The following is a 25,362-nucleotide window of genomic DNA, read 5'->3' on the forward strand; positions in this document are numbered from 1 at the left end:
ATTGCCCCTTCGCCGAGGCCGGTCCGCCCGCCCGGCGGGACTGAGGTTTCGATGGCGCAGATCCTGGTGACGTCGCTGTTCGCGCTGATCATGGCGTGGGTGTCCTGGCGATACCTGCGGCGCCGTGATCCGCTGATGCGCGACGTGATGTGGATGTTCTCCTCGGTCGCGATGCTGTTCGTGCTCGGCCTGGTCCGCCTCTTCGTGGGGACGCCGCCGCGCTCGGTACTGATGCTGGCGATCGCCCTGTTGCTGGCCAAGCCGCTGTTCAGCCTGCGGCTGGCGAGCCGGCTACGGCCGTTGCGCTCCTGGTGGTGGCCGTCGGCGCTGGCCGGATGGGCGGTGACCGCGGTGCCGGTCCTGGTGTCGGCCACCCGGCCGCTGCCCCGGCCCGCGGTGTGGCCCGCGGTGACCGTTTTCTTTGCCGTCGAGACGCTCGCGGCCTGGCTGCTGGGTGCGGAGGCACAGCGCCGGGGCGGCGCGGCCCGGGCCCGCCTGCGGTGCGCCGCCGCCGGCACCGGCGTGTTCGGCGCCGCACTGCTGATCTCCGCCGCCGATCGTGCCGTCGCGGCGCGCGTCCTCGCCGTGGTGTCCGGCCTGCTGTACCTCATGGCGTTCGTGCCGCCCCGCTCGCTGCGCCGGATGTGGGCGCAGGGCGCCACCCACGCGGTGATCCGCCGGCTGCTCGCCGTGCCCGCGAACGAGTCCAACCGGACGTGGCAGAGCTACTGTCAGGACGCCGCCGCGGTGCTCGGCGCGGATGCCGTCGTGGTGCTGATGACCGACGCCGACGACCGGGTGCGGGTGGCCGGCTGCGGCGGACCGCCGCCGGTCCAGCGGGAATGGACCCGGGCGGAACTCGCCGAACTGCTGGCCGCCGGCGACACGATCGACGCACTGGCGGGCTGGACCCACCCGCCCGGGCTGGCGGTCACGCTCGCGCACGAGACCGAGACCCGGTACGTGACCGTGGCGCCGGTGCCCGCCTCGGCCCGACCCGGTGCGCTGGTGCTGCTCAGCCGCTACCGCAGCCTCTTCGCCGAGGACGACGTCGCCGCCTTCACCGAACTGGCCGGTCACGCCGCGGCGCTCGCGGACCGGGCCCGCACGCTCGCCGAACGGGAAAGCCTCGCGGTGATCGTGGACTCCTCGCACGACGCCATCGTCAGCAAGAACCTGGACGGGACGATCACCAGCTGGAACAGCGGCGCCGCCGACCTCTACGGCTACCGCCCGGAGGAGATCGTCGGCCGGTCCGCCGCCATCCTCTTCCCACCCGGGCGGCGGGACGCCGAAGAGCAGTACATGCTCCGCATCGCCACGGGGGAGCGGATCGACCAGCAGCGGGTCGAACGCTGCCGCAAGGACGGCACCACGATCACCGTCGCCCTGACGTTGTCACCGATCACCGGCCCGGACGGCAGGATCGTGGGCGTCGCGTCGGTGTCGCGCGACATCACCGAACGCGAACGTGCCGAGGCCATGTTCGAAGGTCTGCTGGAAGCGGCACCCGACGCGATCATCGGGGTCACCCGGGACGGCACCGTCACGCTGATCAACGCCCAGGCCGAACGCCTGTTCGGCTACCGGCGGGAGGAGCTGCTGGGCCGGTCGGTCGAGGTCCTCGTCCCGGAACGGTTCCGGGCCGGTCACTCCCGCCACCGCGACGGCTACTTCGCCCATCCCCGGATCCGGCCGATGGGCGCCGGGGCGGCACTGGCCGCCGTCCGCAAGGACGGCACCGAGTTCCCCGCCGAGATCAGCCTCTCCTCGGTCGACACCGACCACGGCATGATCGTCACCACGGCCATCCGGGACGTCACCGACCGCCTCATCGCCCAGGCCGAACGGGAACGCCTGATCGGCCAGGCCGAACGCGATGCCAGCGAACGCCGCATGCAGCACACCCGCCGGCTGGAGAGCCTCGGCCAGCTCGCCGGTGGCGTCGCCCACGACTTCAACAACATCCTCGCGGTGATCAGCAATTACGCCGAGATGATCGCGGAGACCCTGGACACGCCGAACCCCGGTCCCGACGACCTGGCCGAGGCCCGCACCGACATCGGCCAGATCAGCCGCGCCGCGGAACGCGCCGCCCAGCTGACCAAGCAGCTGCTCGCCTTCGGCCGCCGCGACATCACCCAGGCCGAAGTCCTCGACCTCAACCACGTCATCGGCGACGTCGAGCAGATGCTGCGCCGCACCCTCGGCGAACACATCCACCTGATCACCACCCCGCACCGCGACCTGTGGCCGGTCTACGCCGACGCCGGCCAGATCGAGCAGATCCTGGTCAATCTCGCCGTGAACGCCCGCGACGCGATGCCTGGCGGCGGCACCCTGTCCATCGACACCACCAACGCCGAGATCGACGACGACGACCTCACCGGCTCGCCGCTGGCCGCCGGCCGCTACGTGCGCATCCGGGTCAGCGACACCGGCAGCGGCATGCCACCCGAGGTGATCGAACGCGCCTTCGAACCGTTCTACACCACCAAACCCAAAGGCTCCGGCACCGGCCTGGGCCTGGCCACCGTCTACGGCATCGCCACCGCCGCCGGCGGCGACGTCCGCCTGTACTCCGAGAACGGCATCGGCACCACCGTCACCGTCATCCTGCCCGCCGCCGACGCCGCCACCGGCCATCCCGCCATCAGCACCGAACCGGCGGCGGCGCCGGTGCCCGGCACCGCACCGCACGAGACGATCCTGATGGCCGAGGACGAGGACGACCTGCGGGTGACCACCGGCCGCATCCTCACCCGCGCCGGTTACCGCGTCCTCATCGCCAGCGGCGGCGACCAGGCCCTGCACCTCGCGAGCACGCACGAGGGGCCGATCGACCTGCTCCTCACCGACGTGATCATGCCCAAGATGACCGGCAACGAACTCGCCGCCCGCCTGCGCGCCCTGCGTCCCGACCTCCCCGTGCTCTACATGTCCGGCTACGCCGAACCGGTCCTCGCCGAGAACGGCACCCTGCCCGAGGGCGTCACCATCGTCGAGAAGCCCTTCACCAGCCGGGACCTGCTCACCCGGGTCCACAACGTCCTGCATCAGCGCACCACCGCCAGCCCTCGCTGACCGCGGCGGGCCAGCACTGATCAGCTGGGGACGGGCAGGACGACGCAGACGGTGGTGCCGCCGCCCGGCGTCTCACCGAACTCCAATCGGCCACCGTGCGCGTAGGTGATGCGGGCGCACGTCGACAGCCCGATCCCGAAGCCGGCCGCGCCGGTCGGGTCGAGCCGGGTGAACGGCTCCAGGATCACCTCGCGCTGGTCGGCGGGGATGCCGATGCCGTTGTCCGCGACGCACACCCGGAGGCAGTCGTCACCGGTGCGGGCGCCGACGCTGACCTGGCAGGGGCGCTGCGGGTGGCGGTACTTGACCGCGTTGCCGATCAGGTTCTGCAGCAGGATGCGCCACTGCGTCACCTCGCCGGTGACCACGGGCAGCGCTCCCACGGTGAGGTCGGCGCCGGCTTCCTTGATCGGTACGGCGAGATCCTCGATCACCTCGCGGGCGACCTCGGCCAGGTCGACGTCCACCCGATGGCCGGCGGCGTCGGTGGTGGCCTGCCGCAGCACGTCGTCGATGAGCTGAGTCATCCGCTGGGCGGACGAGGCGACGCGCTCGGTGCACCAGCGGGCGTCCGCGTCGCCGGCGACCGCGGGCAGTGACCGGAGCTCGGCGGCGCAGGCCAGCACACCGGTCAGCGGGCTGCTCAGGTCATGGGCGACCTGGGCGGCGAAATGGCGCAGCGTGGCGTTGGTCTGCTCCAGCGCGATCCGGGTGCGCTGTTGCTCCTGAAGCAGGTCGGCGACGAGGAACCCGTGGCGGCGCAGCTCCAGCACGTCGACGGCCAAGCGCCCGAGACGTTGCAGACCCTGCTTCTGCTGCTCGGTCAGCTGCCGCGGGACCTGGTCGAACACGCACAGCGTGCCGAGCACGAACCCGTCGGGCGTGCAGAGCCGGCAGGAGCCGTAGAACCGGAACCGCTGGAACTTCCCGGTGACGAACGGATTCTCGGCGAACCGCTCGTCCAGCCGGGCGTCCTCGATGAAGGTCGGCTCCGGATTCACCAGGGCGACGGAGCACATCGACTCGTCGCGCCGGCAGGCGTCCACCTCGATGCCGATCGCGGCGATCTGCTGCTGCCGATCGGCGTCCAGCACGAACAGCACCGCGATCGGCACCTCGCACAGCTGTGCGGCCAGCTCCACCACGGTCTGGAGATCCGGCTCCTTCGGCCCGTCGAGCAGCCGGTACCGGGCGAGGGCCGCCGCCTGCCGCTCGATCGTCTCGGCGGGCATGGTGCCGGGCGTCATGGGACTCACCTCCGCCCGCGAGCGCCTGTGCGTCGCTGTACCGCATTCACCGTATCGGCCGGTGACGCCGCTGGTGAGCCGAACGACCGCAACGGTCACCCGTCACGGGTGACGACCCGGTGCGCGGGCGCGGGGATCATCGGGCCTGCGGGGAGCCATGCGGCCGGGTCTCACCTCCGGGCGGCGAGCCGCTGAGTCGCGACTTCCGACGAGGGGAACCGATGGACGTCCATGAGGTCTTGCCTTTCCCGCCGGTCCCGTCCGCGAGCATCGCCGGCCGGACCCTGCAGGAATCGGTGTACGCGCAGCGTGCCGAGCCGCGACGGCTGCCCGAGGACGCGCCCAACATCCTCATCGTGCTGATCGACGACGCGGGGCCGGGACTGCCCAGCACCTTCGGCGGCGAGGTCCGCACCGACACGCTGACCCGGATCCACCAGGAAGGCATCGGCTTCAACCGGTTCCACACCACGGCGATGTGCTCGCCGACCCGGGCGTCGCTGCTGACCGGCCGCAACCATCACCGGATCGGCAACGGGCAGATCGCCGAGCTGGCCAACGACTGGGACGGCTACTCGGGGACGATCCCGAAGAGCAGCGCGCTGGTGGCCGAGGTGCTCAAGCAGTACGGGTACGCGACCTCGGCGTTCGGCAAATGGCACAACACGCCGGCGGCCGAGACCACGCCGGCCGGCCCGTACGATAATTGGCCCTCCCACATCGGCTTCGAGTACTTCTACGGCTTCCTGGCCGGTGAGGCCTCGCAGTACGAGCCGAACCTGGTGCGCAACACCACCGTGGTGCGACCACCGAAGAGCGCGGCCGAGGGCTACCACCTGAGCGAGGACCTGGCCGACGACGCCATCGGCTGGTTGCACCGGCACCACGCGTTCACCCCGGACAAGCCGTTCCTGATGTACTGGGCCAGCGGCTGCCTGCACGGGCCGCACCACGTGGCCAAGGAATGGGCCGACAAGTACGCCGGGAAGTTCGACGACGGCTGGGACGCGTACCGGGAGCGGGTCTTCCACCGCGCCAAAGAGATGGGCTGGATCCCGGCGCAGGCGCAACTGACCCCACGGGACCCACGGATGCCGGCCTGGGAGGACATCCCCGAGCACGAGCGGCCGTTCCAGAGCCGGCTCATGGAGGTCGCCGCCGGCTTCGGCGAACACGTCGACGTGCAGGTCGGCCGGCTGATCGACGAGGTCGACGCGCTCGGCTACGGCGACAACACGCTGGTGTTCTACATCTGGGGCGACAACGGCTCCTCCGGCGAGGGCCAGAACGGCACGATCAGCGAACTGCTGGCCCAGAACGCCATCCCGACCACCGTCGACATGCACCTCGAGGCGCTCGACGAGCTCGGCGGCCTGGACGTGCTCGGCTCACCGAAGGTGGACAACCAGTACCACGCCGGCTGGGCGTGGGCCGGCAGCGCCCCGTACAAGGGCATGAAGCTGCTCGCCTCGCACCTGGGCGGAACCCGTAACCCGATGGCGGTCCGCTGGCCGGCGCGGGTCGCTCCGGACGCGGCGCCGCGGGCCCAGTTCCACCACTGCAACGATCTCGTCCCGACGATCTACGACATCGTCGGGATCACCCCGCCCCGGGTGGTCAACGGCGTGCAGCAGGACCCGATCGACGGGGTGAGTTTCGCCTACACGTTCGATCAACCGGACGCGCCCGGCCGCCTGAGGACCCAGTATTTCGAGATCATGGGCAGCCGGGCGATCTACCACGACGGGTGGATGGCGTCCGCCTTCGGCCCCCGAGCCCCGTGGGTGCCCGGCCTGCCGCCCGGCATCGGCGACTGGACGCCGGACCGGGACACCTGGGAGCTGTACCACCTCGACGAGGACTGGACGCAGGCCAACGATCTCGCCGGCCAGCGGCCCGACAAGCTGGCCCAGTTGAAGGAGACGTTCGCCATCGAGGCCGCCCGCAACAGCGTCTACCCGATCGGGGGCGGCCTGTGGATCCCGGTCTTCCACCCCGAACTGCGCATCTCCACGCCGTACCGGGAATGGAACTTCGCCGGGGACATCACCCGGATGCCGGAGTTCTGCGCGCCGGCGCTGGGCAACCGGGCCAACCGGGTGAGCATCGACCTCGACCTCCCGGCCGACGCGAACGGTGTCCTGTACGCCCTCGGCGGCACCGGCGGGGGACTGACCTGCTACCTCGAGGACGGCATCCTCTGCTTCGAGTACAACCTGTTCATCGTGATGCGCACGAAGATCCGCGCGGAGCGCAAGCTGCCGGTCGGCAAAGCGCGGATCGACATCGAGACGACGTGCCCGGAGCCTCGCCCGGCGGGACCGCTGGACATCACCATCGCGGTCAACAAGGAGCAGTACGCCGCCGGCCGGGTCCCGGTCAGCGCGCCGCTGCTGTTCTCCGCCAACGACTGCCTGGACATCGGCACCTGTCTGGGCGGCCCGGTCTCGCTCGACTACTTCGACAAGGCCCCGTTCGCGTTCAACGGCACGATCGAGAAGGTCACCGTACGCTATCTGTCCTGAATGTCGGTGGTCGTAGCACCGTCGTAGCCTCGGCTTCGCTTTTCTCGCCGATGGTGTCGGATCCGGGCCGGGTCTTTCGTAGAACAGGTGAGGGGCGGACATCTCTGCCCGCGCGCGCCGGGAGGAAGAGGCATGGCCAAGCTGACCTACATCACCAACGTGTCGATCGACGGGTACATCGAGGACGAGAAAGGGACCTTCGCCTGGTTCCCGCCCGACGACGAGGTGTTCGCGTTCACCACCGGCCTCATCCGGTCCGCGGGGACCTTCCTCTACGGGCGGCGGCTGTACGAGATGATGGCGGTCTGGGAGACCGACGCTGCTCTCGCCGCGCAGTCCGGCCTCTTCGCCGACTTCGCGAGCGCCTGGCAGGCGGCGGACAAGATCGTCTACTCCACGACTCTCACCGAGGTGCCCACGGCGCGCACCAGCGTGGAACGCCGTTTCGACCCGGCCGCCGTGCGCCGGCTCAAGGACACGGCCGGCAGCGACATCATCGTCGGCGGTGCGCACCTGGCGGCGCAGGCCATCCAGGCCGGACTGGTCGACGAGTGTCAGCTGCTCGTCTGGCCCCTGGCCGTCGGCGGCGGCAAGCCGGGCCTGCCGACCGGCACCCGCACCGACTTCACGCTTCTCGACGAGCGCCGATTCGGCAACGGCGTCGTCTTCCTCCGCTACGGCGTGGCCGGCCACTGATCGAGCTTCCACCTCGGTCGCGGCCGGAATGACGACGGTGCCGAAGGGTGGCGTCTCGCTGGAGACGCCACCCTTCGGGACCCTTGCGCTGGCGGCCAAGCGCAGGGACTTCGCCCCCGAACACCGGAGTTTGGTGCAGCAGGATCAGGTGGCACTCTTGCGGAACTCGGGAACCGGCAGCCCTCCGATGCCCCAGTCCTCGAGATCCACCTCGTCGATGACGACGAAGGTGGTCCGCGGATCCTTGCCGAGCACGTCGGCGAGCACCTGGGTCATCGCACTGATGATGCGGCGCTTCTGGTCCCGCGTCACACCCTCACGGGTGATCTTCACGTTGACGTACGGCATGGTCAGCCCTCCTCGGCACGGCGTCGCGCAGTCGCGTGGAACGCCTTCGTCACGATCTGCCAGCGCCCGCCGGCATCGAGCAGGGTCAGCACATCGAGGTAGTCGACGTCGCCCAGCGAGCACTCGACAACGGCAACGATGAGGCTCGGCGCGACCTGCGTGATCGAGACGACCCGGTCGTTGCGTGGTTCCCCGCGTGCTGCCGGAGACGTCCGGTGCGCGACCACGTCGAGGTAGGTCGGCAGGTCGCGGTGCAGCGTGCCGTCCGGCGTCTGGGTGATGTACAGCGCGGCGGGGTGGAAGACAGCCGCGAGACGGTCGGCGTCGCTGCGGTACAACCCTTCGAAGTAGGTCGTCAGCACACTCTCGATGTCCTGGAACCCGATGGCGGCGGCGGTCATGACCGGACCGCGACGAAGCCGCCGTCAACCGCGAGGACGTGACCGGTGACGAACTGCGCCGTCGCGAGGTAATGCACCGCCTCGGCGATCTCGTCGGCCTCGCCGACGCGGTTCAGCACGGCGAGCCCCGCGAACGCGTCGACGTCGACGCCGGCGTGCAGCGGGGTCCGCACCACCCCGGGAGCCACCTCATTGACCCGGATCGCGTGCGGCGCGAGTTCGGCGGCGAGTGCCACGGTGAGCGCACGGACCCCGCCCTTGGACACCAGTGCCGCGGACGCGGGGAAGCCGGTGACGGCGTGGTCGTTGAGCACCGTGCCGATGTTCACCACGCTGCCACCCCGGCCTCGCGCGACCATGTGGGCAACGACCGCCTGAGTGGTGAGATAGGTGCCCCGGAGGTTTCCGCCGAGGAAACCGTCGAGCTCCTCGCCGGTCACGTCGAGGAACGGTTTCGCGGCGAACGTGCCGGCGCTGTTGACCAGTACGTCGACCCCGCCGAACCGGTCGACGGCAGTGCCGACGAGGCGCTCACCGGTGTCCACGGCACCGATGTCACCGGCGACCGTGGCCACCCGGTCACCCGCTGACAGGTCCTCCTCGGCCTGCTTGAGCCGCGCAGCACTACGTCCGCCCAGGACGACCTGATAGCCGTCGCCGAGGAAGCGGCGCGCTGCGGCGAGGCCCAGCCCGCTACCGCCACCCGTGATGATCACTGTCGAGGAACTGCTCATGGCGCATCCTGTCGTCGCACGCCGGCCGATCGAGTTCGGCCGGTCCGTCGAGCAGTGACGCTACGGAGGAAGCAACCGATCAGTCCAAGACGCAATGGACCCGAATATCATAAGCTCACCTTATGAACGTGGATGTGCGCGACCTGGAGCTCCTGGCAGCGCTGGCAGGCGGCGGGACGCTGCTGCAGGCAGCCGAGAAGCTCTATGTGAGCCAGCCGGCGCTCAGCCAGCGACTCGCCAAGATCGAGGCACGCGTCGAGGCGCATCTCTTCGAACGCCGCGGGCGCCGCCTGGTGGCCACCGAGGCGGGCAGACGCCTCACGACCACCGCCGTTCGCGTGCTGCGCGAGCTCAGCGCGGCCGAAGACGACGTGCGCCGCATCGCGCACTTCGGGCGCAGCCGGGTGCGGGTCGCCACCCAGTGCAGCACGACGTTCAGCTGGCTCACCCCGGTGATCCGCAACCACCGTGCCGACCATCCCGACAGCCAGGTCCGGGTCGAGTCCGTGCTGGATGACGACGTGGTCGGCGCGCTGCTCGACCAGCGCCTCGACGTCGCGGTCCTGACCAAGCTCGACCGGCGGGCCGAAGAACTCCACCTGACCCGGCTCTTCGACGACGAGATGGTCGCCGTGGTGGCGCCGCATCATGCGTGGACGCGGCGCGACCACGTGGTGGCCCGCGACTTCACCCACGTCGATCTGATCATGTACGACTCCTACGACCCGGGCCGGGCACTGGCCACGCCGCTGCCGCTGCCACCCGGCGCCCATCCCCGCAGCCTGACAACGGTCCCGATGGTCACGGACCTCGTCGTCGAGCTGGTCACCGCGCAGGAAGGCGTCTCCGTGCTCCCCTCCTGGGTGATCGCGCCCTACGCCGAGCGCGGCGACGTCGCGGTGGTTCACATCGGTGCGCGGCCCACCACCCGCACCTGGTACGCCGCGGTCCGCGCCGGCGACGAGCGCGCCTCGGTACACGGCTTCGTCGACGCGCTGCGGCAGCACTTCACCGGCCAGGGCCCCCGCGCTGTCCTGCCGCCGGATCGAGCGGTCGCGATCTGACGGGAGCCGACGGGGAAGGCGACCGCGCCGACCATCTCGCTGCGTAAGCTGTCGGCTCGTCCACCCGTCCGTGATCACCCGAAGGACTGAGTTGTGCCCGATCGGCCGGAGATCGTCTGCATTTGTGGCTCCCTCCGGTTCGCGGATGCGATGAGCGCGGCGAACCGTGAGCTGACCCTCGCCGGTGCCATCGTCGTCGCGCCCGGCGTCTTCCCGCACGCCGAGGATCATGCGGTGGCCGAGTCGATCACCGACGAGCAGAAGGCCGCGCTGGGCGCCCTCCACCTGCGCAAGATCGACCTGGCGGACCGGGTGCTGGTCGTCAACCCGGGTGGGTATGTCGGCGAGTCCACCAGCAGGGAGATCGCCTACGCCCGGGCCGCCGGCAAGCCGATCTCGTTCACCGATCCCGTCTGATCGGCGGCCGCCGCGGGTGCGGTAGCTTGCCGGGCATGCAGATCGGTGTGCAGGCCGCCGTGCCGGTGCTTTACGTGCGCGGCGTCGAGTCCGCCCGCGCCTTCTACGGGCTGTTCGGCTACGGCGAGGTGAAAGCGGGCGGTGACGGCGCGGCCCGCTGGTCCTATCTGCAGTGCGACGAGCACACGCTGCTGCTGGCCTGCGTGCAGCCGCCACTCGTCCAGGTCGAACTGCCGCTGCTGATCTACCTGTACGTCACCGACCTGACCGGCCTGCGCGCCCGGCTCGACGAGGCCGGCCACGCCTACGAGATGGCCGGCTACCCGGAGCACGCACCCGGCGGCGAGCTGCGCACGCACGATCCGGACGGCAACGTGGTGCTGGTCGGGCAGCGGTCGCCGGCCGCCGCCGAGGCGCGGGTGGAGCCGACCGGGCCCGAGGCGCGGTTCTCACTCATCCGGCAGGCGGCCGAGACGGTCGCCCGGCGCGGTGGTGCGCCCGCCTCCTGCCAGATCGGTGCGGCGGACGGCACGGCGTGCCCGGAGCCGGCCGAGGTCAAGCTGGCCGACACCTGGGGTGCGACGGTCTGGGGGTGCCTGTCGCACGTCGACGAGGCGCTGATCAACGCGCCGGCGGCGTTCATCGCCGTCGAGGACGACCAGGGGCTCGGGCCGTGGCTCAGCCGCCGCTCGGCCAAGCTTTGACCAGGTGTGCCGTTCCCGGTTGTGGGTAATGGTCGGCGACCGGGACAGGCGAACAGTGAGTGGTGATCGGGTTTCATGACAGCGGCCGACGCTCTGTTCGCCTCGGGCGGTGAGACCGGCCGGCTGATGGCCGGGCTGGACTGGTCGGCCACCGAGCTGGGCCCGGTGCACACCTGGTCGCAGACCCTGCGGGCGGTGGTCCGGACGGTGCTGTCGTCGCGGTACCCGATGCTGCTGCTGTGGGGTCCGAACCTGATCCAGCTGTACAACGACGCCTACTCCACCCTGATCGGCGACAAGCACCCGGCGGCGCTCGGCCTGGATGTGCGGGTCACCCTGGCCGAGGGCTGGGACGTGCTGGCGCCGCTGATCGAGGAGGCGACCGCCACCGGCGTCGCCAGCTGGGTGCCCGCCCTGCAACTGCTGCTGGAACGGGCCGGCTACCCCGAGGAGGCGTACTTCAGCGTCTCGCACGCGCCGGTCCGCGACGACGACGGCGTCACCGTCGGCGTGCTGACCGTGTGCAGCGAGGTCACCGATCAGGTCGTCGGTGAACGGCGGCTGCGGTTGCTGCGTGACCTCGCGCTGCCCGCGGCCGGCGGGCCGCTGGAGGTCGACCGGACCTGCGCCCAGCTGTGTCAGGTGATCGGCGGGCATGCCCTCGACGTGCCGTTCGCCGCGATCTACCTGCGCGAGGGCGACGCCCTGACCCGCCGTGCCACCGTCGGTGGGGTCGACGCGCAGCTTCCGGAACGGATCGAGCTGGACCCGGCCGGCGCGGACCCGTGGCGGTTGCGGGCGGCGGCCGGCGCCGTGGTGACCGAGCTCGACGACGTGACCGAGCGTCTCACGCTGACCGGCGGCCCCTGGCACGATCCGGTCCGGACGGCGGTGGCCCAGCCGCTGCCGTCGGCGGACCGGGCCCAGCCGATCGGGGTGCTGCTGACCGGGCTGAGCCCGAGCCGCGCCCTGGACGAGACGTACCGATCGTTCCTGCAGTTGCTGGCCCAGCAGGTCGCGGTGGCGATCCGGAACGCGCGGGCCTACCAGGAGGAGCGGGACCGGGCGGCCACGCTGGCCGAGCTGGACCGCGCGAAGACCGACTTCTTCACGAACATCAGCCACGAGTTCCGGACCCCGCTGACGCTGATGCTCGGCCCGCTCGCGGACGCTCTCGCCGATCGGGACGAGCCGTTGGGCGAGGCTCAGCGCGGCCGGGTGGACACCGCCTGGCGCAACGCCGGCCGGCTGCTGACCCTGGTCAACGAGCTGCTCACGTTCGCGAGCATCGAGGCGGGCACGGCCCGTCCGGCGCCGCGCGTGCTCGACCTGGCGGCCTTCACCGCGGAGCTGGCCGGGGTGTTCCGGGCGGCGATCGAGCGGACCGGGCTGCACCTGGTGGTGGACTGCCCGCCGTTGCCGCACCCGGTCGCGATCGACCCGGAGCTGTGGGAGCGGATCGTCACGAACCTGATCTCCAACGCCCTCAAGTTCACCTTCGTCGGCACCATCCGGGTCGGCCTGGACGCCGACGCGACCGCGGTCCGGCTCACCGTGGCCGACACCGGCATCGGGATCGACGCGGCCGAGCTGCCCCGGCTGTTCGACCGGTTCCACCGGGTCCGCGACGCCCGGTCCCGCAGCCACGAGGGCACCGGCATCGGCCTGGCGCTGGTCCGCGAGCTGACCCGGCTGCTGGGCGGCGACGTCGAGGTGCGCAGCGAGCCCGGCGCCGGTACCACCTTCACCGTGCTGGTGCCGTGGGCCGCGCTGCAGCCGGCCGAGGCCGTGGACGCCGCGCCGGCCGGGGTCGTGGACGGCGACGCCGCGCCGGACCGGCTGGACGCGGCCCGCGCCGCGGCCGACGAGGCGGTCGCGTGGAGCGGCGGCGACAGCAACGAGCAGACCGGCCATCGCGTTCTGGTCGCGGACGACAACAGCGACATGCGGTCCTACCTGAGCCGCCTGCTGGCCGCCGAGGGGTGGCGGGTGGAGACGGCCGCCGACGGTGAGGCCGCCCTGCAGTCGATCCGCCGCAGCCGCCCGGCGCTGCTGATCACCGACGTGATGATGCCGCGGATGGACGGGTTCGCTCTGGTCCGCGCGCTGCGTGGCGACGAGGCGACGGCCGGTCTGCCGATCCTGATGCTGTCCGCGCGCGCCGGGCAGGAGTCCGGTGTCGAGGGGCTCGCCGCGGGCGCCGACGACTATGTGATCAAGCCGTTCCGGGCGGTCGAGCTGATCGCCCGGGTCCGCAACCTGCTCGACCTGTCCTCGGCCCGGATCGCCGGGGCCGGGCACCCGGCCGCCGACATCACCACCGTGATCGCCGCCGGCCGCGCCCTGGAGGAGCCGTTCCGGATCGCTGCCGGCTACGCCCGGGCGCTGCTCGGCGGCCGCTCCGCGGTGACCCTCCTGCACGGTGATGAGAATCGGCCACAGCTGCGCTTCGACCTCCCCGCGGACGGCTCCGCCTCAGTGGACGGCTTCGCCTCAGCGGGCGAGACGGTCCGCGCCGAGATCCGGCATCCGGACGGCTCCCGGATCGGCGAGATCGCGGTCGTTCTCGATCGAGGATCGTCGCCGGATCCGTCCGCCGCCGACCTGCTCGGCTCCCTGACCGGTGTGCTCGCGGTGCTGGCCCGCGGTGACTGGCGACCCGGCCGGGACGCGGACCGGCCGGCGGATCTGCGGCAGAGCCTGCTGCCGCCGGACCTGCCGGCGCCGCCCGGCTGGGAGCTGCATGCGGCATTCCGGCCGGCCGTCCCCGGGCGGGCCGGTGGCGGCTGGTATGACGCGGTGACCGCCCCGGATGGCACCCTGCTGATCAGCGTCGGTCAGGTCGCGGAGGAGGGTCCGGCGGCGGTGCTGGCCGGCGAACTGCTTCGCGCCGAGATCCGCGCCCATCGCGCCGAGAGTCCCGCGCAGCTGGTCACCCGCGCCGCCGCGCTGGCCGGCCGGTTACGTCTCGCCCACCCGGTGCGGCTGGTGGTGGTCGCCGTCGACCCGGGCACCGGCGCGGTCGTCTGGTGCGGCGCGGGTCAGCCGCCGCCGCTGCGGCTGGCGCCGGACGAGCCGGCCCGTCCGCTGGCCGGTGCGGCCGGTCCGCCGCTCGGTTCCGGCACCTGTCGCCAGAGCACCGACACTTTGCGGTACGGCGGACAGCTGCTCGTCCACGGCATCGCCCTGGCGGCGGAACCGGGCAGCGACGGCTCGTACCGGCAGTGGACCGCGGGCGTCCCGATCGCCACGGTCGCCGACGCCGTCGAGCCCGGTGCGGAGGACGTCGCGCTGGTCGTCGTCCGGCGTCACGCGCAGCCCGCCGAGCCGGTCGGCGCGGTCCTGCCACCGCGGGACACGACGTGGACGTACCCGCTCGACCCGGGCGCGGCCGCCGCCGCCCGTCGCGACCTGCGAGCCGCCCTGGACCACGACGCGGTGGACCCGGACCTGCTGCACGACCTGCAGGTCGCCGCCACCGAGGCGATCAACAACGCGGTCGAGCACGCCCAGCAGCCCCGCCGCCCGGAGATCCGCATGCGCCTGCGGGTCACCGGCGACCTGGTACGCATCGAGGTGCAGGACTTCGGCGGCTGGCGGGCCCGTCCGGCGGCCCGGGACCGGGGCCGCGGGGCGATCCTGATGAACGCCTACGGCGACGTGCGGGTCACCACCAACGACAGCGGCACCCTGGTCACCATCGAGCGCCGCTGGTCCGCTGCCCCGGTCTAGCGCCTCTCCCGCATGGCGGTCTTCACGGCCTGCACCACGCGGGCGAACTCGCGGGCGTCGTCCGACTCGTACAGTCGCAGCTGGCCGTCCCAGATGCCGCAGAACAGCGTCCATTGCGGGGCGTTGCGGGTCTGGACGAGCGAGGTCACGCAGTGGATCAGCAGGGACCCGAAGAAGCCCACGAGTCCGGCCACCACCAGCTTCTCGCCACTCTGGTACGCGAGCAGCCCGCCCACCACCACGATGAGCAGCGAGGCAGCCCCGAGGAGCAGGTTGCGCCGCCGCTTGGTCGCCCGATGCCCCACGGTCAGCGACCGCATGTCGGCCAGCCGCAGCCGCCCCTGCGCCGAGCCCGGCTCGTGCAGGATGAAGTAGTCGCTGGTGACCGCGATGCCGGGCCCGCGGTAGTAGACACGTCCGGGAAGGTCGTCCTCGTCGATATCCACAGTCGTCGAGTATCCGATACGCCGGGATGCCGCGACATTCACGGAGTGAGCTGCCGTCCCTCGCCGTCGTAGAGGTCGACGGCGACCAGGCCACTGTCCCGGTCCGCCGGGGCGAGGCCGACGACATAGCGTGCCGACGAGCCGTAGGTGCCGACCCGCAGCGGGGTGCGCGCGGTTCCCGGGCCCGGCGCGAGTTCGGCACGGGCCGCGGCCGCCGGCACCATGCCGATGACGACCTTCTCGGTGGTGCCCGGCAGGGTCACCACCTCCGCCTGGTAGTCGTCCAGCACGCTCAGCACCGTGCAGGAGCGGTGCACCTGCACGCCTGCTCGCCGCAGCTGCAGGCAGTCGCCCCAGTCGCGTTCCCGCACCACCACCACCGACCAGCCCGGCGTGCCCTGGGCCAGCACCCGGGGGTTGGTGACCGGCGGTGACCGGCCGTCGAATCCCTCCCAGGACAGCACGGCGACGGTGAGCCCGATAGCCAGTCCGACCACGCTGAGCCCGAGCCGGATCCGGTCATACGACACGCAGCTCACCGCCTCCGGCGTCGTGCAGCACGAGCCCGATGAGCTGGGCCCGGGCGCCGGCCTGGTAGTGCCCGTAGAACCGGTTCGAGCCGTCGCCACCGGCCTTCGTCGGGATCCGCCGCGTCACCCCCGCGGGGAAGGTCAGCACCACCTCGGTGGCGGCCGACGGCACGATCCCGTAGAAGATCCAGCCTTCGGTACGGTCGTCGGCGGACACCTCCTCGGCCTGCCCGCCGCCCAGCCACCCGTCGCCGCCGGCGAGCCGCGGCCAGGCACAGTCCAGGCTCCTCGCCTGCCAGTTGTCGTACCGCGCGTTCGGCTTGTAGCGCTCCAGCTTGGCGCACTCGACGCCGAAGTGGCCGCCGGTGACCCGGACCCGGTAGTCCGTGCCGGCCACCTCGAAGGTGAACAGCGACTTCTTCCAGTCCTCACCGCACGCCAGGAACAACCAGAGGCTGACCAGGGCCAGGATCACCAGCGTCACCAGCACCCGCGTACCGGCCTTGCGGGGCGTGGTGCCGGGCGGGGGTGGGCTCTGCGCGGTCATCCAGGCTCCTCGGCGCCGTCGGATCCGCCCTCAAGCTATCGGCAGGCCGCAACGCCGCGGTTCACGCCCGGTTGCTGCTGGAGTGGGACCGCTGGGCGGCGAGCAGCTCGTGCAGCTTGGCTACCGGGGCCGGGCGGGCGAAGTGGTAGCCCTGGGCCAGGTGGCAGCCGAGGTCGCGCAGCCGTTGCGCCTGCGTCTCGGTCTCCACCGCCTCGGCCAGCGTGCACAGGTCCAGGCTGCGGCCGAGGTCGACGATCGTCCGTACGAAAGCGATCTCCTTGGGGCTGCCCGCCTCGATCTGCTGGGACGTGAACGAGCCGTCCATCTTCAGGATGTCCACCGGCAGTTCGCGCAGGTACGCCAGCGACGAGTAGCCGGTGCCGAAGTCGTCGATGGCGATCCGGACGCCGTGGTCGCGCAGCTGCTGCAGCTGGACGATCGTGGTGGCGGCGTCGGTGACCGTGGTGACCAGGACCGTCTCGGTGATCTCGGCGATCAGCGCGGCGCCGGGCAGGCCCACCTGGCCGAGCCGTTCGAGCAGCCGGGTGGCGAAGCCGGTGTCGCGCAGCTGATGGGCCGACACGTTCACCGTCACCGGCAGCCGGTACGCCTCCCACAGCCCGGCCAGGTCGGTGCAGACCCGGCCGAGGACCCATTCGCCGAGCAGGGTGATGTCGCCGCTCTGCTCGGCCAGCGGGATGAAGTGGGCGGGGGAGACCGGGGTGCCGTCCGGCCGGGTCCAGCGCAGCAGCGCCTCGGCCGCCACGATCCGGCCGGTCTCCAGGTCGACGATCGGCTGGTAGTGCATGCTCAGCTCGTCGGTGCCGAGCGCGTGCTGCAGATCCGCGACCAGATCACGGTTGGCCCGCCACTGCGCGTACGCACCCGGGTCGAAGACCGCCACCCCGTTGCCCTCGGCCCGGGCAGTCTGCAGGGCCAGGTCGGCGTCGCGCAGCGCGGTGGCGCCGTCCGCGCCGGCCCGGATGGTGACGGCGCCGATGCTGGCCCGGACCCGGCGCCCGGTCAGCCCGGCGGTCGGGTACGGCTCGGCGAGCACCTGCAGCAGCCGCTCGGCCAGCGCGTGCAGTGCCTGCTCGCCGCCGCGGGTGAGCACGGCGAAGGCGTCGCCGTCGAGCCGGACCACCACGGCGTCGCTGGGTGTCGCCGCGCGCAGCCGGTGCCCGCTCTCGGTCAGCACCGCGTCGCCGGTCTTGTGGCCGAACGCGGCGTTGATGTCGCGGAACCCCTCGAGGTCCAGGAGCAGCAACATCCGGTCGTCCGGGCTGGGCCGGTGCAGCGAGTTCTTCAGGGCGGCCCGGTTACCCAGGCCGGTCAGCGGATCCACGTGGGCGCGCTGGTTGAGGGCCGCGCCCAGCTGCGCGAGCCGGCCGATCAGCAGCACGGACGTGACGCAGCCGAGGCACAGCAGCACGATCAACCGCCAGGCCCGGCCACCGGCCGCCACCCCGGCCGCCTCCGCCACTCCGAGCCCGGCGACCAGCGCGCTCAGCACGACGTACGCCAGCAGACGGGTCCGGGTCAGCAGCGCCGCGTTGCGCGGCATGCTTCCGGTGCTGCGCGCCATCGACGGGTGCAGCGCGGCGGCGCCGATCATGAGGTACGCCGCCAGCCAGCCGACCTGGACCCAGTCGGCCGCGCCCCGCCTGCCGTGCGCCAGCGTGGCGTAGAAGACGACGTCGGTGGTCACCCACAGCGCCGCCGCGGCCACCATCAGCCGGTAGGCCGCCGTGCGGACCCGGGAGACCACCGCGACCCGCACGGTCAGCGCCAGAACCAGCAGGTCGAGGCCGAGGTAACAGAGGTAGCTGCCCAGGCGCAGTCCGCTGAACCGGCCGCCGAACAGCAGCGGCGCGACCACCGCCGCCCAGACCACGGCGCCGCCACCGGTCAGCGCGATCGCCGCGTCGAGCAGGCCGCCGCGATAGCGGCCGGGCCGGACCCACCAGTAGACGCTGGTGAGCAGCATCCCCATCGAGGCGAGGAAGAACAGGTCACCGGCCGACGGGAACCGGGGCGTGCCGCTCGGCGTCATCGACGCGGCCCACCCGACGTTGGCCAGCACCGACGCGCCCACCGTACCGACCAGCAGCCGCCAGGGCCGCGACCACACCGGCCGGTGCCGGCGGATCCCGGTGACCAGCGCGGTCAGCACCAGCACGGCCACCAGCATGTAGAGCCACATCCGGTGCGGTGACGGCGTCGCCAGGACGGCAGCGGCGAGCGTGCCGCCGAGGCCGAGGTACCAGCGGGGCACGGCTTCGGCGGCCCGGTCCGGTCTTGTCACAAAGCTAAGCAGAGCATGTCGTGCGCGCCGCGCGGGGCCGAATCCGACGCAGTCAGGAGGTGGCCGGGTCGAGGTGCATCAGCAGCGTGGCGGCCAGGCCACCGGCCCGGATCGGGTGCAGGTGCAGCCCGTCGGCGAGCTGCCGGGCGAGCCACAGGCCGCGGCCGCCCGGCGTGTCCGGCGCGGGCGGCGTGTCCGCCGGGCTCACGCTGCCGCCGGTCGTACCGTCGTCGCGAATCTCGCAGGCCAGCATGGTCGCGGTGCGGCGCAGGCGCAGCTCGCCCCGGCCGCCGCCGTGCCGGACGGCGTTGGTGAGCAGCTCGTACACCGCGATGGTGAAGTCCTCGGCCCGGTCGGGGGAGAGGCCGGCGCGCTCGGCCGCCGCCCGGGCGGTGTGCCGCAGGCCGCCGATCATCTCCGCGGTGAACGCCGTCCGGAAGTCGTCCGCGTCGTCCCGGGCGGCCCTGGGCCGGTGCCGGACCACGACGAGCGCCTGGTCGTCCTCCCCGGCGTGGGCGGCGGCCAGCACCGCGTCGGCGATCTCGTCGGCGGAGGCCTCGGCGCTGGTGGCGGCCAGGGTGGCGTGCAGCTCGCGCACCTCGTCGTCGTATCCGGTGTCGCGACGCTCGACCAGCCCGTCGGTGTAGGCCAGCAGCGCGGTGCCCGGCGCGAACGGCACCGAGGTGACCGGGACCGGCCGGGTCACCAGGCCGAGCGGCGGGGTGCGGTCGGTGGCGACCGCCGCCGGCGCGAGGTCCGCGCCCAGCATGATCGGGTACGGGTGTCCGGCCCGGACGACGTCGGCGCGTTCCCGGTCCGGGTCGAAGACGGCGACCACGGCCGTACCCCAGAAGTCGCGGCCGACCAGAGCGGTGAACCGGGCGAACAGGTCGGCGAGCGGCACCTGCAGCCGGATCAGCGTGTTGATCACGGTACGCAGCTGTGCCATGTCGGCGGCCGCGTCGATGTGGTGCCCCACCACGTCGCCCACCACCACGGCGAACCGGCGGCCGGGGAGGCTGATCAGGTCGTACCAGTCGCCGCCCAGACCGAGGCCGGACAGCGCCGGCCGGTACCGCACGGCGATGTCCAGGTCGTCCGGCACGGCGGCCGACGCCGGATGCAGGCGGGTGGCCAGCCGGGTGATCAGCTGGTGTTCCGCGGCGACCAGCCGGGTGCGCTCCAGGGTCTGCTCGCACAGGTCGGCCACGGTGTCGAGCCGGGCCAGGTCGTCGGCGCCGAAGTGCCGCCGGTCCGGCCAGCCCAGCCCGAGCGCGGCGACGGTGCGGCCCTGCGAGTCGTGCAGTGGCAGCGCCGCCGTGGTGGCGACCTCCTGCCCGGCGCCGGCGTACTGAACGGTCCGCTGCCCGGTGCGCAGCGCCACCGCCACCGCTCGCGAGTCGTCGGGTCGCAGGTCGGTGTACGCCGCGGCGGCGGCGTCCGAGCCACCGGTGAACAGCCGCAGCCGGTCGGCCGGCTCCAGCACGAGCAGGCACGACTCCGCGACGCCGAGCACCGCCGGAACCGTCTCCAGCACCACGGCGATGGTCTCGTCCGGGGTGCGGGTGACGCTGAGCCTCGCGGCCAGCGTGGCCATGCCGGAGGCGGCGGCGATCAGATCGGTACGCTGCAGCGCCTGGCCGATCAGGTCGGCCACGGTCTGCAGCACGCTCCGCAGCCGGTCGTCGATCTCGACCGGCCGCCGCCAGCGGAGCAGCACGGCCCCGTCCGAGATCGCCGAGCTGCGGACCACCGGCACCGTGAACGCCGAGCCGGACTCCGCGACCGCACCGGCCGTGGCGTCCGAGGCCGCCAGCCACGTGGCCGAGGCGGCCTCGGCGACGGCCGGCAGCAGCAGCCCCACCGCGTCGATGACCGCCGCCCGGTCGGTGGCGGAGCTCAGCGCGCCGGCCAGCCGGGCCAGCGCCTCGGCCTGCCGTAACGTGCGCTGCCGATCGGTCACGTCGCGGGCCACCACCGCGAGGTGCGGAGTCGCCTCGGTGTCCCCGGCCACGGTGAAGGCCTGCAGATCCACCTCGGCGGGGACCCCGGTGCGGGCGGTGGGCAACGCCTGGATGGTGCGCTGCGGTGACGGGCGGTCCGCGTCGCGGGCCTGCAGCGGCTCCCCGATCAGGTCGGTGAGCCGCTCCGGCGGCCGGGTGCGCCCGGTCATCCGCAGGCCGGCCGGGTTGACGTAGCGCACCGAGCCGTCCAGCCGGGCCACGGCGATCAGGTCCCCGGAGCGCTCCACCAGCGCCTGGAAGAGCCGGGACTCCGCCTGCGCGGCGCGTTCGGCGGTCAGGTCGGCGGCGTACGCCAGCCAGCGCAGCGGCGCCTGATCCAGCGCCACCACGCCGATCAGCACCGGCACCCGGTGCCCGTCGGCGTGCAGATATTCCTTGGGGAACGCGCTGGACCGCCCGGTGGTGGTCAGCTCCTCCAGGGAGCGCCGGTCCGCGTCCTCCCAGCCGGGCGGGGTGAGGTCCGGCCAGCGCAGCCGGCCCTGGTTCAGGTCCTCCCGGGTGTGCCCCAGCATGGTCAGGAAGGCGTCGTTGGCCTCGACGATCGTCTCGTCGATGCCGCCGAAGACCGCCAGCACGTCGGTGTCCACCAGCCGCTCGAACCGGGTGCGCTGCTCGCCGAGGGCCTGCAGCAGGCGGGTCCGCTCGGTGACGTCGACGATGGTGAACCCGACGCCGACGTCCTGCGCCGAGCCCGCGATACGGATCGGGAAGTAGCTGGCCACCCGGTGCCGTGGCAACCCGGTGTCCGGCGCGGGCGCGGTGAACTCGACCCCGGTCACCGGGCCGTGCTCGATCGCCTGGCGCATCAACTCCTCGATCCGCCGCCCGGTCGCACCCCACAGCTCGGCCGGGCGCCGCCCGAGGTGGTCGGCGACGGACAGGCCGTTGATCCGGGACAGCGCCGGGTTGATGTGCCGCAGCCGCAGGCCGAGATCGGCCCAGCCGATGCCGACCGGCGCCTCCCGCAGGATCGCGTCGATGATCGCGGTGGCTCGGCGGACGTCGTCCTCGGCCGCGACCTGCCCGTGGACGTCGGCGATCGTGCCCAGCCACTCCACGACGTCGCCGTGCTCGTCCCGGATGGCGGCGGCCCGGCCGAGCACATGCCGGTAGGCGCCACTGCCGGCGTGCCACAGCCGGTAGCCGACCTCGCCGGCCGCCTCCGGCACCGCGGCCGCCAGCCGGGCCCGGTCGTCCGGGTGGACCATCTCCAGCCAGCCGGACCCCCGCTGGTCCGGCCACGGCTGGCCGGTGTAGCGCGCCAGGGAGTCCTGCGGCTCGCGGATCATGCCGTCCGGGTCGCGGGACCAGACCACCGTGTTGGTCGCCTCGACCAGCGAGCGGAACCGGCGCTCGGCGCGGGTCTGCTCGGTCTGGATGGCCGCCTCCAGCTGCCAGGCCCGCGCCTGCTCGGTGGCGCTGGCCGCCGCCGAGCGCAGCTGATCGGTCAACCGCCGCTGCTCGTCGCGGGTGTGCAGCCGCTGCAGCGCCTGCCCCGCGGCGGTCGCGGCCAGCCCGAGCACCAGGTGCTCCTCGCCGGTGACCGGGCGCGGCTCGGCGAACGCGATCCACAGCCGCCACTCGCGGCCGGCGGCCCGGATGCGGGCCGGCACGCCGGGCACCGGGCCGGCCGACTCCGCCGGGGCCGGCCCGTCGCCCGGCACCGGTCCGGGCGACTCCGCCCGGGCCGGCCCGTCGTCGTGGACGGCCAGATAGACCTCGGCGTCGAACATCTCGGCCAGGTCATGTTTCAGCAGCTGCAGGACCTCGTCGACGTCGGAGGCGTCGTTGAGCCGCTGGGACAGCGTGACGGCGAGCTGCTGCCGCCGCCGCACGGCGCGGTGCTCGGTGACGTCGCGGGCCGTGCCGACCAGCAGCCGCCGCGCCGCACCGGGATCGGGCACCGACGTCGCGGTGATCGACACCCAGATCCGGCGGCCGCTGCGGTGGCGGAACCGGACCTCGTACGATCCGCTGCTCCCGGCGCGCAGCTGAGCCAGCGCCGCATCCAGTTGGGCGCGCACCTCGGGATCGTCCCCGGACTCCGGCCACCAGGGATGCGGTGGAGGATAGGGAGCCTGGTCGCGCCCCCAGCCGACGAGCCGCGCCCAGGCCTCGTTGACCTCCAGCACGACGCCGTCCTCATCGGCCACGAAGATGCCGTCGTCGCTGTCCCGGAACAGGCTCGCCGACCATTCCGCCAGCTGCACCGACTCGGTCCGCACGGCGTGCCGGGTGGCCTCGGCGTCGCTCACGGTGCGACCTCCACCCGACCAAGAGACAAGAACCGAATCTTATCCTCCCCGTCCGGGTCGAACCGCCACTGACGGCCGCCCGGGGCCGGCTCAGCTCGCACCCGCGGGCGCCGCGCCGTACCGAACGATGTCGATCTGCCCCGCGGCCTGACCACTGTGGTGACGAAGCTGGCTCTCCTGACCGCAGAAGAATCGGCAAGCGCCAGTCTCGCCATGGTCACGTGGGTCGAGCGGGTCTACGACCTTACGACCTGTGATGGCGAGGACGTGGCGGTGGAGGGGTATTCCAGCCTTACCAGACACCCGCAGCTGCACGGCGCGGGGCCTGAGGATCGGACATCACGCCGGTCGAGCCGACGCGCTTTGGCAGCCAGATCCAACGCTCGCCAGAGCCGTAACCGACGGGAACTGTCGGCTGCGGCGAGGAGCTGAGCGAGGTCCCGTCGTTCCAGCGGAGGAACGCACACAATGACGATGATCATCGGCAGTACAGCTACAGCCAGCTCGGTGACGACGAACAACGTGATCACCATCAAGGCAGCGACCACGAACACACCGTTCACGTCAGGCCCCTTGAACCGCGACGGCGATGATCAGGATGAGCGCGACGCAAATTCCGGCCCCTGCCGTGGCAGCTGCCGCAAGTGCCCGGAGGAGCGGGCCTATCGGAGCGAGCGCGCGTCTGAGCCCGACAAGCGCGACGGCGAGGCAGGTCGCGGCGGCAAGCAGCGTGAGTTGCCCGAGCGAGAGTGGCGGCCACATGCCGGTTGTCGTGGTTGCGGCGAGTTGCAACATGCGAACCTCCTGGCCATTGCTTCGTTTGAGATGGCGACGGATCCCGGTCTGTCGGTCCACTTCCGGAGCGATGTCGGACCTACCGCCGGATGATCCAGAATGGCGGCCTATTGTCAGGGTGAAGCTCACCTGCACTCGCCACAAGCGCATATGCAGCTGACGCGAATAACGGACATAGGTCCTCTAAACGGCAAGGTAGCAGGCTGCAACATGACTGATCGTCACCAAGGTCCGCTATCGGAGGGCTGACGCGCCTCGGGCCGATCACATAATTCCGGTTGGTGTCTTCATGACGCCCGCCCAAGAAGAACGGTGGCGTAAGAGACTATGATCAATGCTGAGAATGGGGTCCGCGAGACTGCCCGACCGGCGCTAGAACTGCTGGCAACGAGCTGTTCAAGTGGGACCTGCCCGACCGTCTTCCGGACCGACCGTGGGACGATCCTCGTCCAGGGATATGCAGTGGACGCGCAACAAGCCGGGGTGACCCTCACTGCTGGTGAGCTGCTGGTAGAGATTCCCGCCGAGCTTCTGACGGCTGCCCATCAAGCCGCTGGCTGAATGTAGCTCCAACGCGGCGATTGCCGCACCGAGGGGGAGGCGAGGATGAGCACCGGTCCTACCGACGAATCCGGTAACCCGTCCGAGTCGCCTGGTGCGGCCATCGCCCGCATGCGCCGCAAAGCCGGCATCACCGGACAACAGCTCGGCCAGATGACGAAGATGAGTCAGGCCAAGATCTCCCGGATCGAGACCGGACAGACCTCTGTGTCGCCTGAGGATGTCGCCCGTCTCGCCCGAGCCCTCGGCGCCTCACCAGAGGTCACCAATCGTCTGATCAACCATGCCGAACGTGTTCATAACCGCATGACCGACTGGCGACAGACGACCGGCTCGGTCGGAGGCATCCAGTCCGAGGTCGCCCGGATCGAAGCTAATACTCGCGAGTTTCGTGTATTCCAACCAGGTGTCATGATCGGCCTGGTCCAGACCAGCGAGTACGCACGCGCGATCTTGTCGTCGATCGATGTGGTCTACGGGCCTCGGCACCGCGAGGGACGCGTCACCAGCGTCGCGGAAGCCGTCTCCGCTCGCGTAGCTCGCCAGGAGATCCTCGTAGAGCCTGGCCGTCAATTCAACTTCATGCTCGGGGAAGCCGCTCTGAGCAGCCGGGTGGCTAAACCCATTCACATGCTCGGCCAAATCGAACGCCTCCGCCAAGTGGCAGGCCAGGCCAACGTCAGCCTGAAATTCATTCCGGCCGACGCGACGCTTCCGTTGCCGCTCATCCACGGCTTCGAGCTACTCGACGACACCTGCGTAGTCATCGACGCCTTCAACACGGCGATGATGAGCCGAGGCCCAGATGACGTAGCGTCATACCGGCAGGTGTTCGACATGCTCGACGATGCGGCTACCGACGATGTTGAACCGCTTCTCGAAAAGTATCTGCGCCAGTACCGCGATCTCGCGGCCTGATCCGGCGCCAACCGCCAACCGCCAACGCG

Annotated in this window: 18 protein-coding genes; 9 read left to right on the plus strand and 9 right to left on the minus strand. The window is 71.8% G+C overall.

Going from position 1 to position 25,362, the window contains the following annotated elements; all coding sequences use genetic code 11:
* Positions 1-51 precede the first annotated feature (51 nt).
* Positions 52-3,084, plus strand: a complete 3,033-nt coding sequence (locus tag BJY16_RS28045) for a hybrid sensor histidine kinase/response regulator (protein WP_203759088.1) — start codon at positions 52-54, stop codon at positions 3,082-3,084.
* A gap of 20 nt (positions 3,085-3,104) precedes the next feature.
* Here the strand turns inward: BJY16_RS28045 and BJY16_RS28050 are convergent, their stop codons facing one another.
* Positions 3,105-4,331, minus strand: coding sequence for a sensor histidine kinase (locus BJY16_RS28050; protein ID WP_185042557.1), 1,227 nt, complete (start codon positions 4,329-4,331; stop codon positions 3,105-3,107).
* A 221-nt stretch (positions 4,332-4,552) separates the two neighbouring features.
* Between BJY16_RS28050 and BJY16_RS28055 the strand changes: the two genes are divergently transcribed.
* Complete coding sequence (locus tag BJY16_RS28055) at positions 4,553-6,856, plus strand: arylsulfatase (RefSeq protein ID WP_185042558.1); 2,304 nt, start codon at positions 4,553-4,555, stop codon at positions 6,854-6,856.
* A 132-nt stretch (positions 6,857-6,988) separates the two neighbouring features.
* On the plus strand, positions 6,989-7,552 hold the full coding sequence (locus BJY16_RS28060; protein WP_185042559.1) for a dihydrofolate reductase family protein: 564 nt from the start codon (positions 6,989-6,991) through the stop codon (positions 7,550-7,552).
* Positions 7,553-7,696: 144 nt separating this feature from the next.
* On the opposite strand, the gene BJY16_RS28065 is transcribed toward BJY16_RS28060, so the two are convergent.
* The 3 genes from BJY16_RS28065 to BJY16_RS28075 are packed head-to-tail and all read right to left on the minus strand — an operon-like array spanning position 7,697 to position 9,035.
* A complete protein-coding gene (locus BJY16_RS28065) occupies positions 7,697-7,900 on the minus strand; it encodes a tautomerase family protein (protein WP_185042560.1) in 204 nt (67 codons plus the stop codon).
* A 2-nt stretch (positions 7,901-7,902) separates the two neighbouring features.
* Positions 7,903-8,301 carry a nuclear transport factor 2 family protein gene (locus BJY16_RS28070; RefSeq protein ID WP_185042561.1) on the minus strand — a complete coding sequence of 133 codons (399 nt, stop codon included), beginning with the start codon at positions 8,299-8,301 and terminating at the stop codon, positions 7,903-7,905.
* Complete coding sequence (locus BJY16_RS28075; RefSeq protein ID WP_185042562.1) at positions 8,298-9,035, minus strand: SDR family NAD(P)-dependent oxidoreductase; 738 nt, start codon at positions 9,033-9,035, stop codon at positions 8,298-8,300. Before BJY16_RS28075 ends, BJY16_RS28070 begins: the two co-directional genes overlap by 4 nt.
* Positions 9,036-9,157: 122 nt before the next feature.
* Here BJY16_RS28075 and BJY16_RS28080 point away from each other — a divergent pair, with 122 nt between their 5' ends.
* From BJY16_RS28080 to BJY16_RS28095, 4 genes are all read left to right on the plus strand, one after another.
* Positions 9,158-10,099, plus strand: a complete 942-nt coding sequence (locus BJY16_RS28080; RefSeq protein WP_185042563.1) for a LysR family transcriptional regulator — start codon at positions 9,158-9,160, stop codon at positions 10,097-10,099.
* Positions 10,100-10,192: 93 nt separating this feature from the next.
* Positions 10,193-10,516 carry a hypothetical protein gene (locus BJY16_RS28085; protein WP_185042564.1) on the plus strand — a complete coding sequence of 108 codons (324 nt, stop codon included), beginning with the start codon at positions 10,193-10,195 and terminating at the stop codon, positions 10,514-10,516.
* Positions 10,517-10,551: 35 nt separating this feature from the next.
* On the plus strand, positions 10,552-11,220 hold the full coding sequence (locus BJY16_RS28090) for a VOC family protein (protein ID WP_185042565.1): 669 nt from the start codon (positions 10,552-10,554) through the stop codon (positions 11,218-11,220).
* 75 nt (positions 11,221-11,295) lie between these two features.
* The gene (locus BJY16_RS28095; RefSeq protein ID WP_185042566.1) at positions 11,296-14,952 is read left to right on the plus strand and encodes an ATP-binding protein; all 3,657 of its coding nucleotides are present in this window, start codon (positions 11,296-11,298) and stop codon (positions 14,950-14,952) included.
* Here BJY16_RS28095 and BJY16_RS48610 read toward each other — a convergent pair.
* The 5 genes from BJY16_RS48610 to BJY16_RS28120 form a co-directional block, all read right to left on the minus strand.
* Entirely contained in the window at positions 14,949-15,398 is a 450-nt protein-coding gene (locus tag BJY16_RS48610; protein ID WP_185042567.1) for a DUF6232 family protein, read from the minus strand. The two genes, BJY16_RS28095 and BJY16_RS48610, sit on opposite strands and share 4 nt — an antisense overlap.
* A gap of 38 nt (positions 15,399-15,436) precedes the next feature.
* Positions 15,437-15,928 (minus strand): hypothetical protein, encoded by a 492-nt coding sequence (locus BJY16_RS48615; RefSeq protein WP_185042568.1) that lies wholly within the window; start codon positions 15,926-15,928, stop codon positions 15,437-15,439.
* On the minus strand, positions 15,918-16,475 hold the full coding sequence (locus tag BJY16_RS28110) for a hypothetical protein (RefSeq protein WP_185042569.1): 558 nt from the start codon (positions 16,473-16,475) through the stop codon (positions 15,918-15,920). The genes BJY16_RS48615 and BJY16_RS28110 overlap by 11 nt, the downstream gene beginning before the upstream one ends.
* A gap of 61 nt (positions 16,476-16,536) precedes the next feature.
* The gene (locus BJY16_RS28115; RefSeq protein ID WP_185042570.1) at positions 16,537-18,780 is read right to left on the minus strand and encodes a putative bifunctional diguanylate cyclase/phosphodiesterase; all 2,244 of its coding nucleotides are present in this window, start codon (positions 18,778-18,780) and stop codon (positions 16,537-16,539) included.
* Positions 18,781-18,832: 52 nt separating this feature from the next.
* Positions 18,833-23,059, minus strand: coding sequence for a PAS domain S-box protein (locus BJY16_RS28120; RefSeq protein ID WP_185042571.1), 4,227 nt, complete (start codon positions 23,057-23,059; stop codon positions 18,833-18,835).
* Between the two features lie 468 nt (positions 23,060-23,527).
* Between BJY16_RS28120 and BJY16_RS28125 the strand changes: the two genes are divergently transcribed.
* Both BJY16_RS28125 and BJY16_RS28130 read left to right on the plus strand, forming a co-directional pair.
* Positions 23,528-23,947 carry a hypothetical protein gene (locus tag BJY16_RS28125; protein ID WP_185042572.1) on the plus strand — a complete coding sequence of 140 codons (420 nt, stop codon included), beginning with the start codon at positions 23,528-23,530 and terminating at the stop codon, positions 23,945-23,947.
* A gap of 513 nt (positions 23,948-24,460) precedes the next feature.
* On the plus strand, positions 24,461-25,333 hold the full coding sequence (locus BJY16_RS28130; protein WP_185042573.1) for a helix-turn-helix domain-containing protein: 873 nt from the start codon (positions 24,461-24,463) through the stop codon (positions 25,331-25,333).
* The last annotated feature ends 29 nt before the right edge of the window (positions 25,334-25,362 follow it).

Source organism: Actinoplanes octamycinicus (assembly GCF_014205225.1).
GTDB lineage: Bacteria > Actinomycetota > Actinomycetes > Mycobacteriales > Micromonosporaceae > Actinoplanes > Actinoplanes octamycinicus.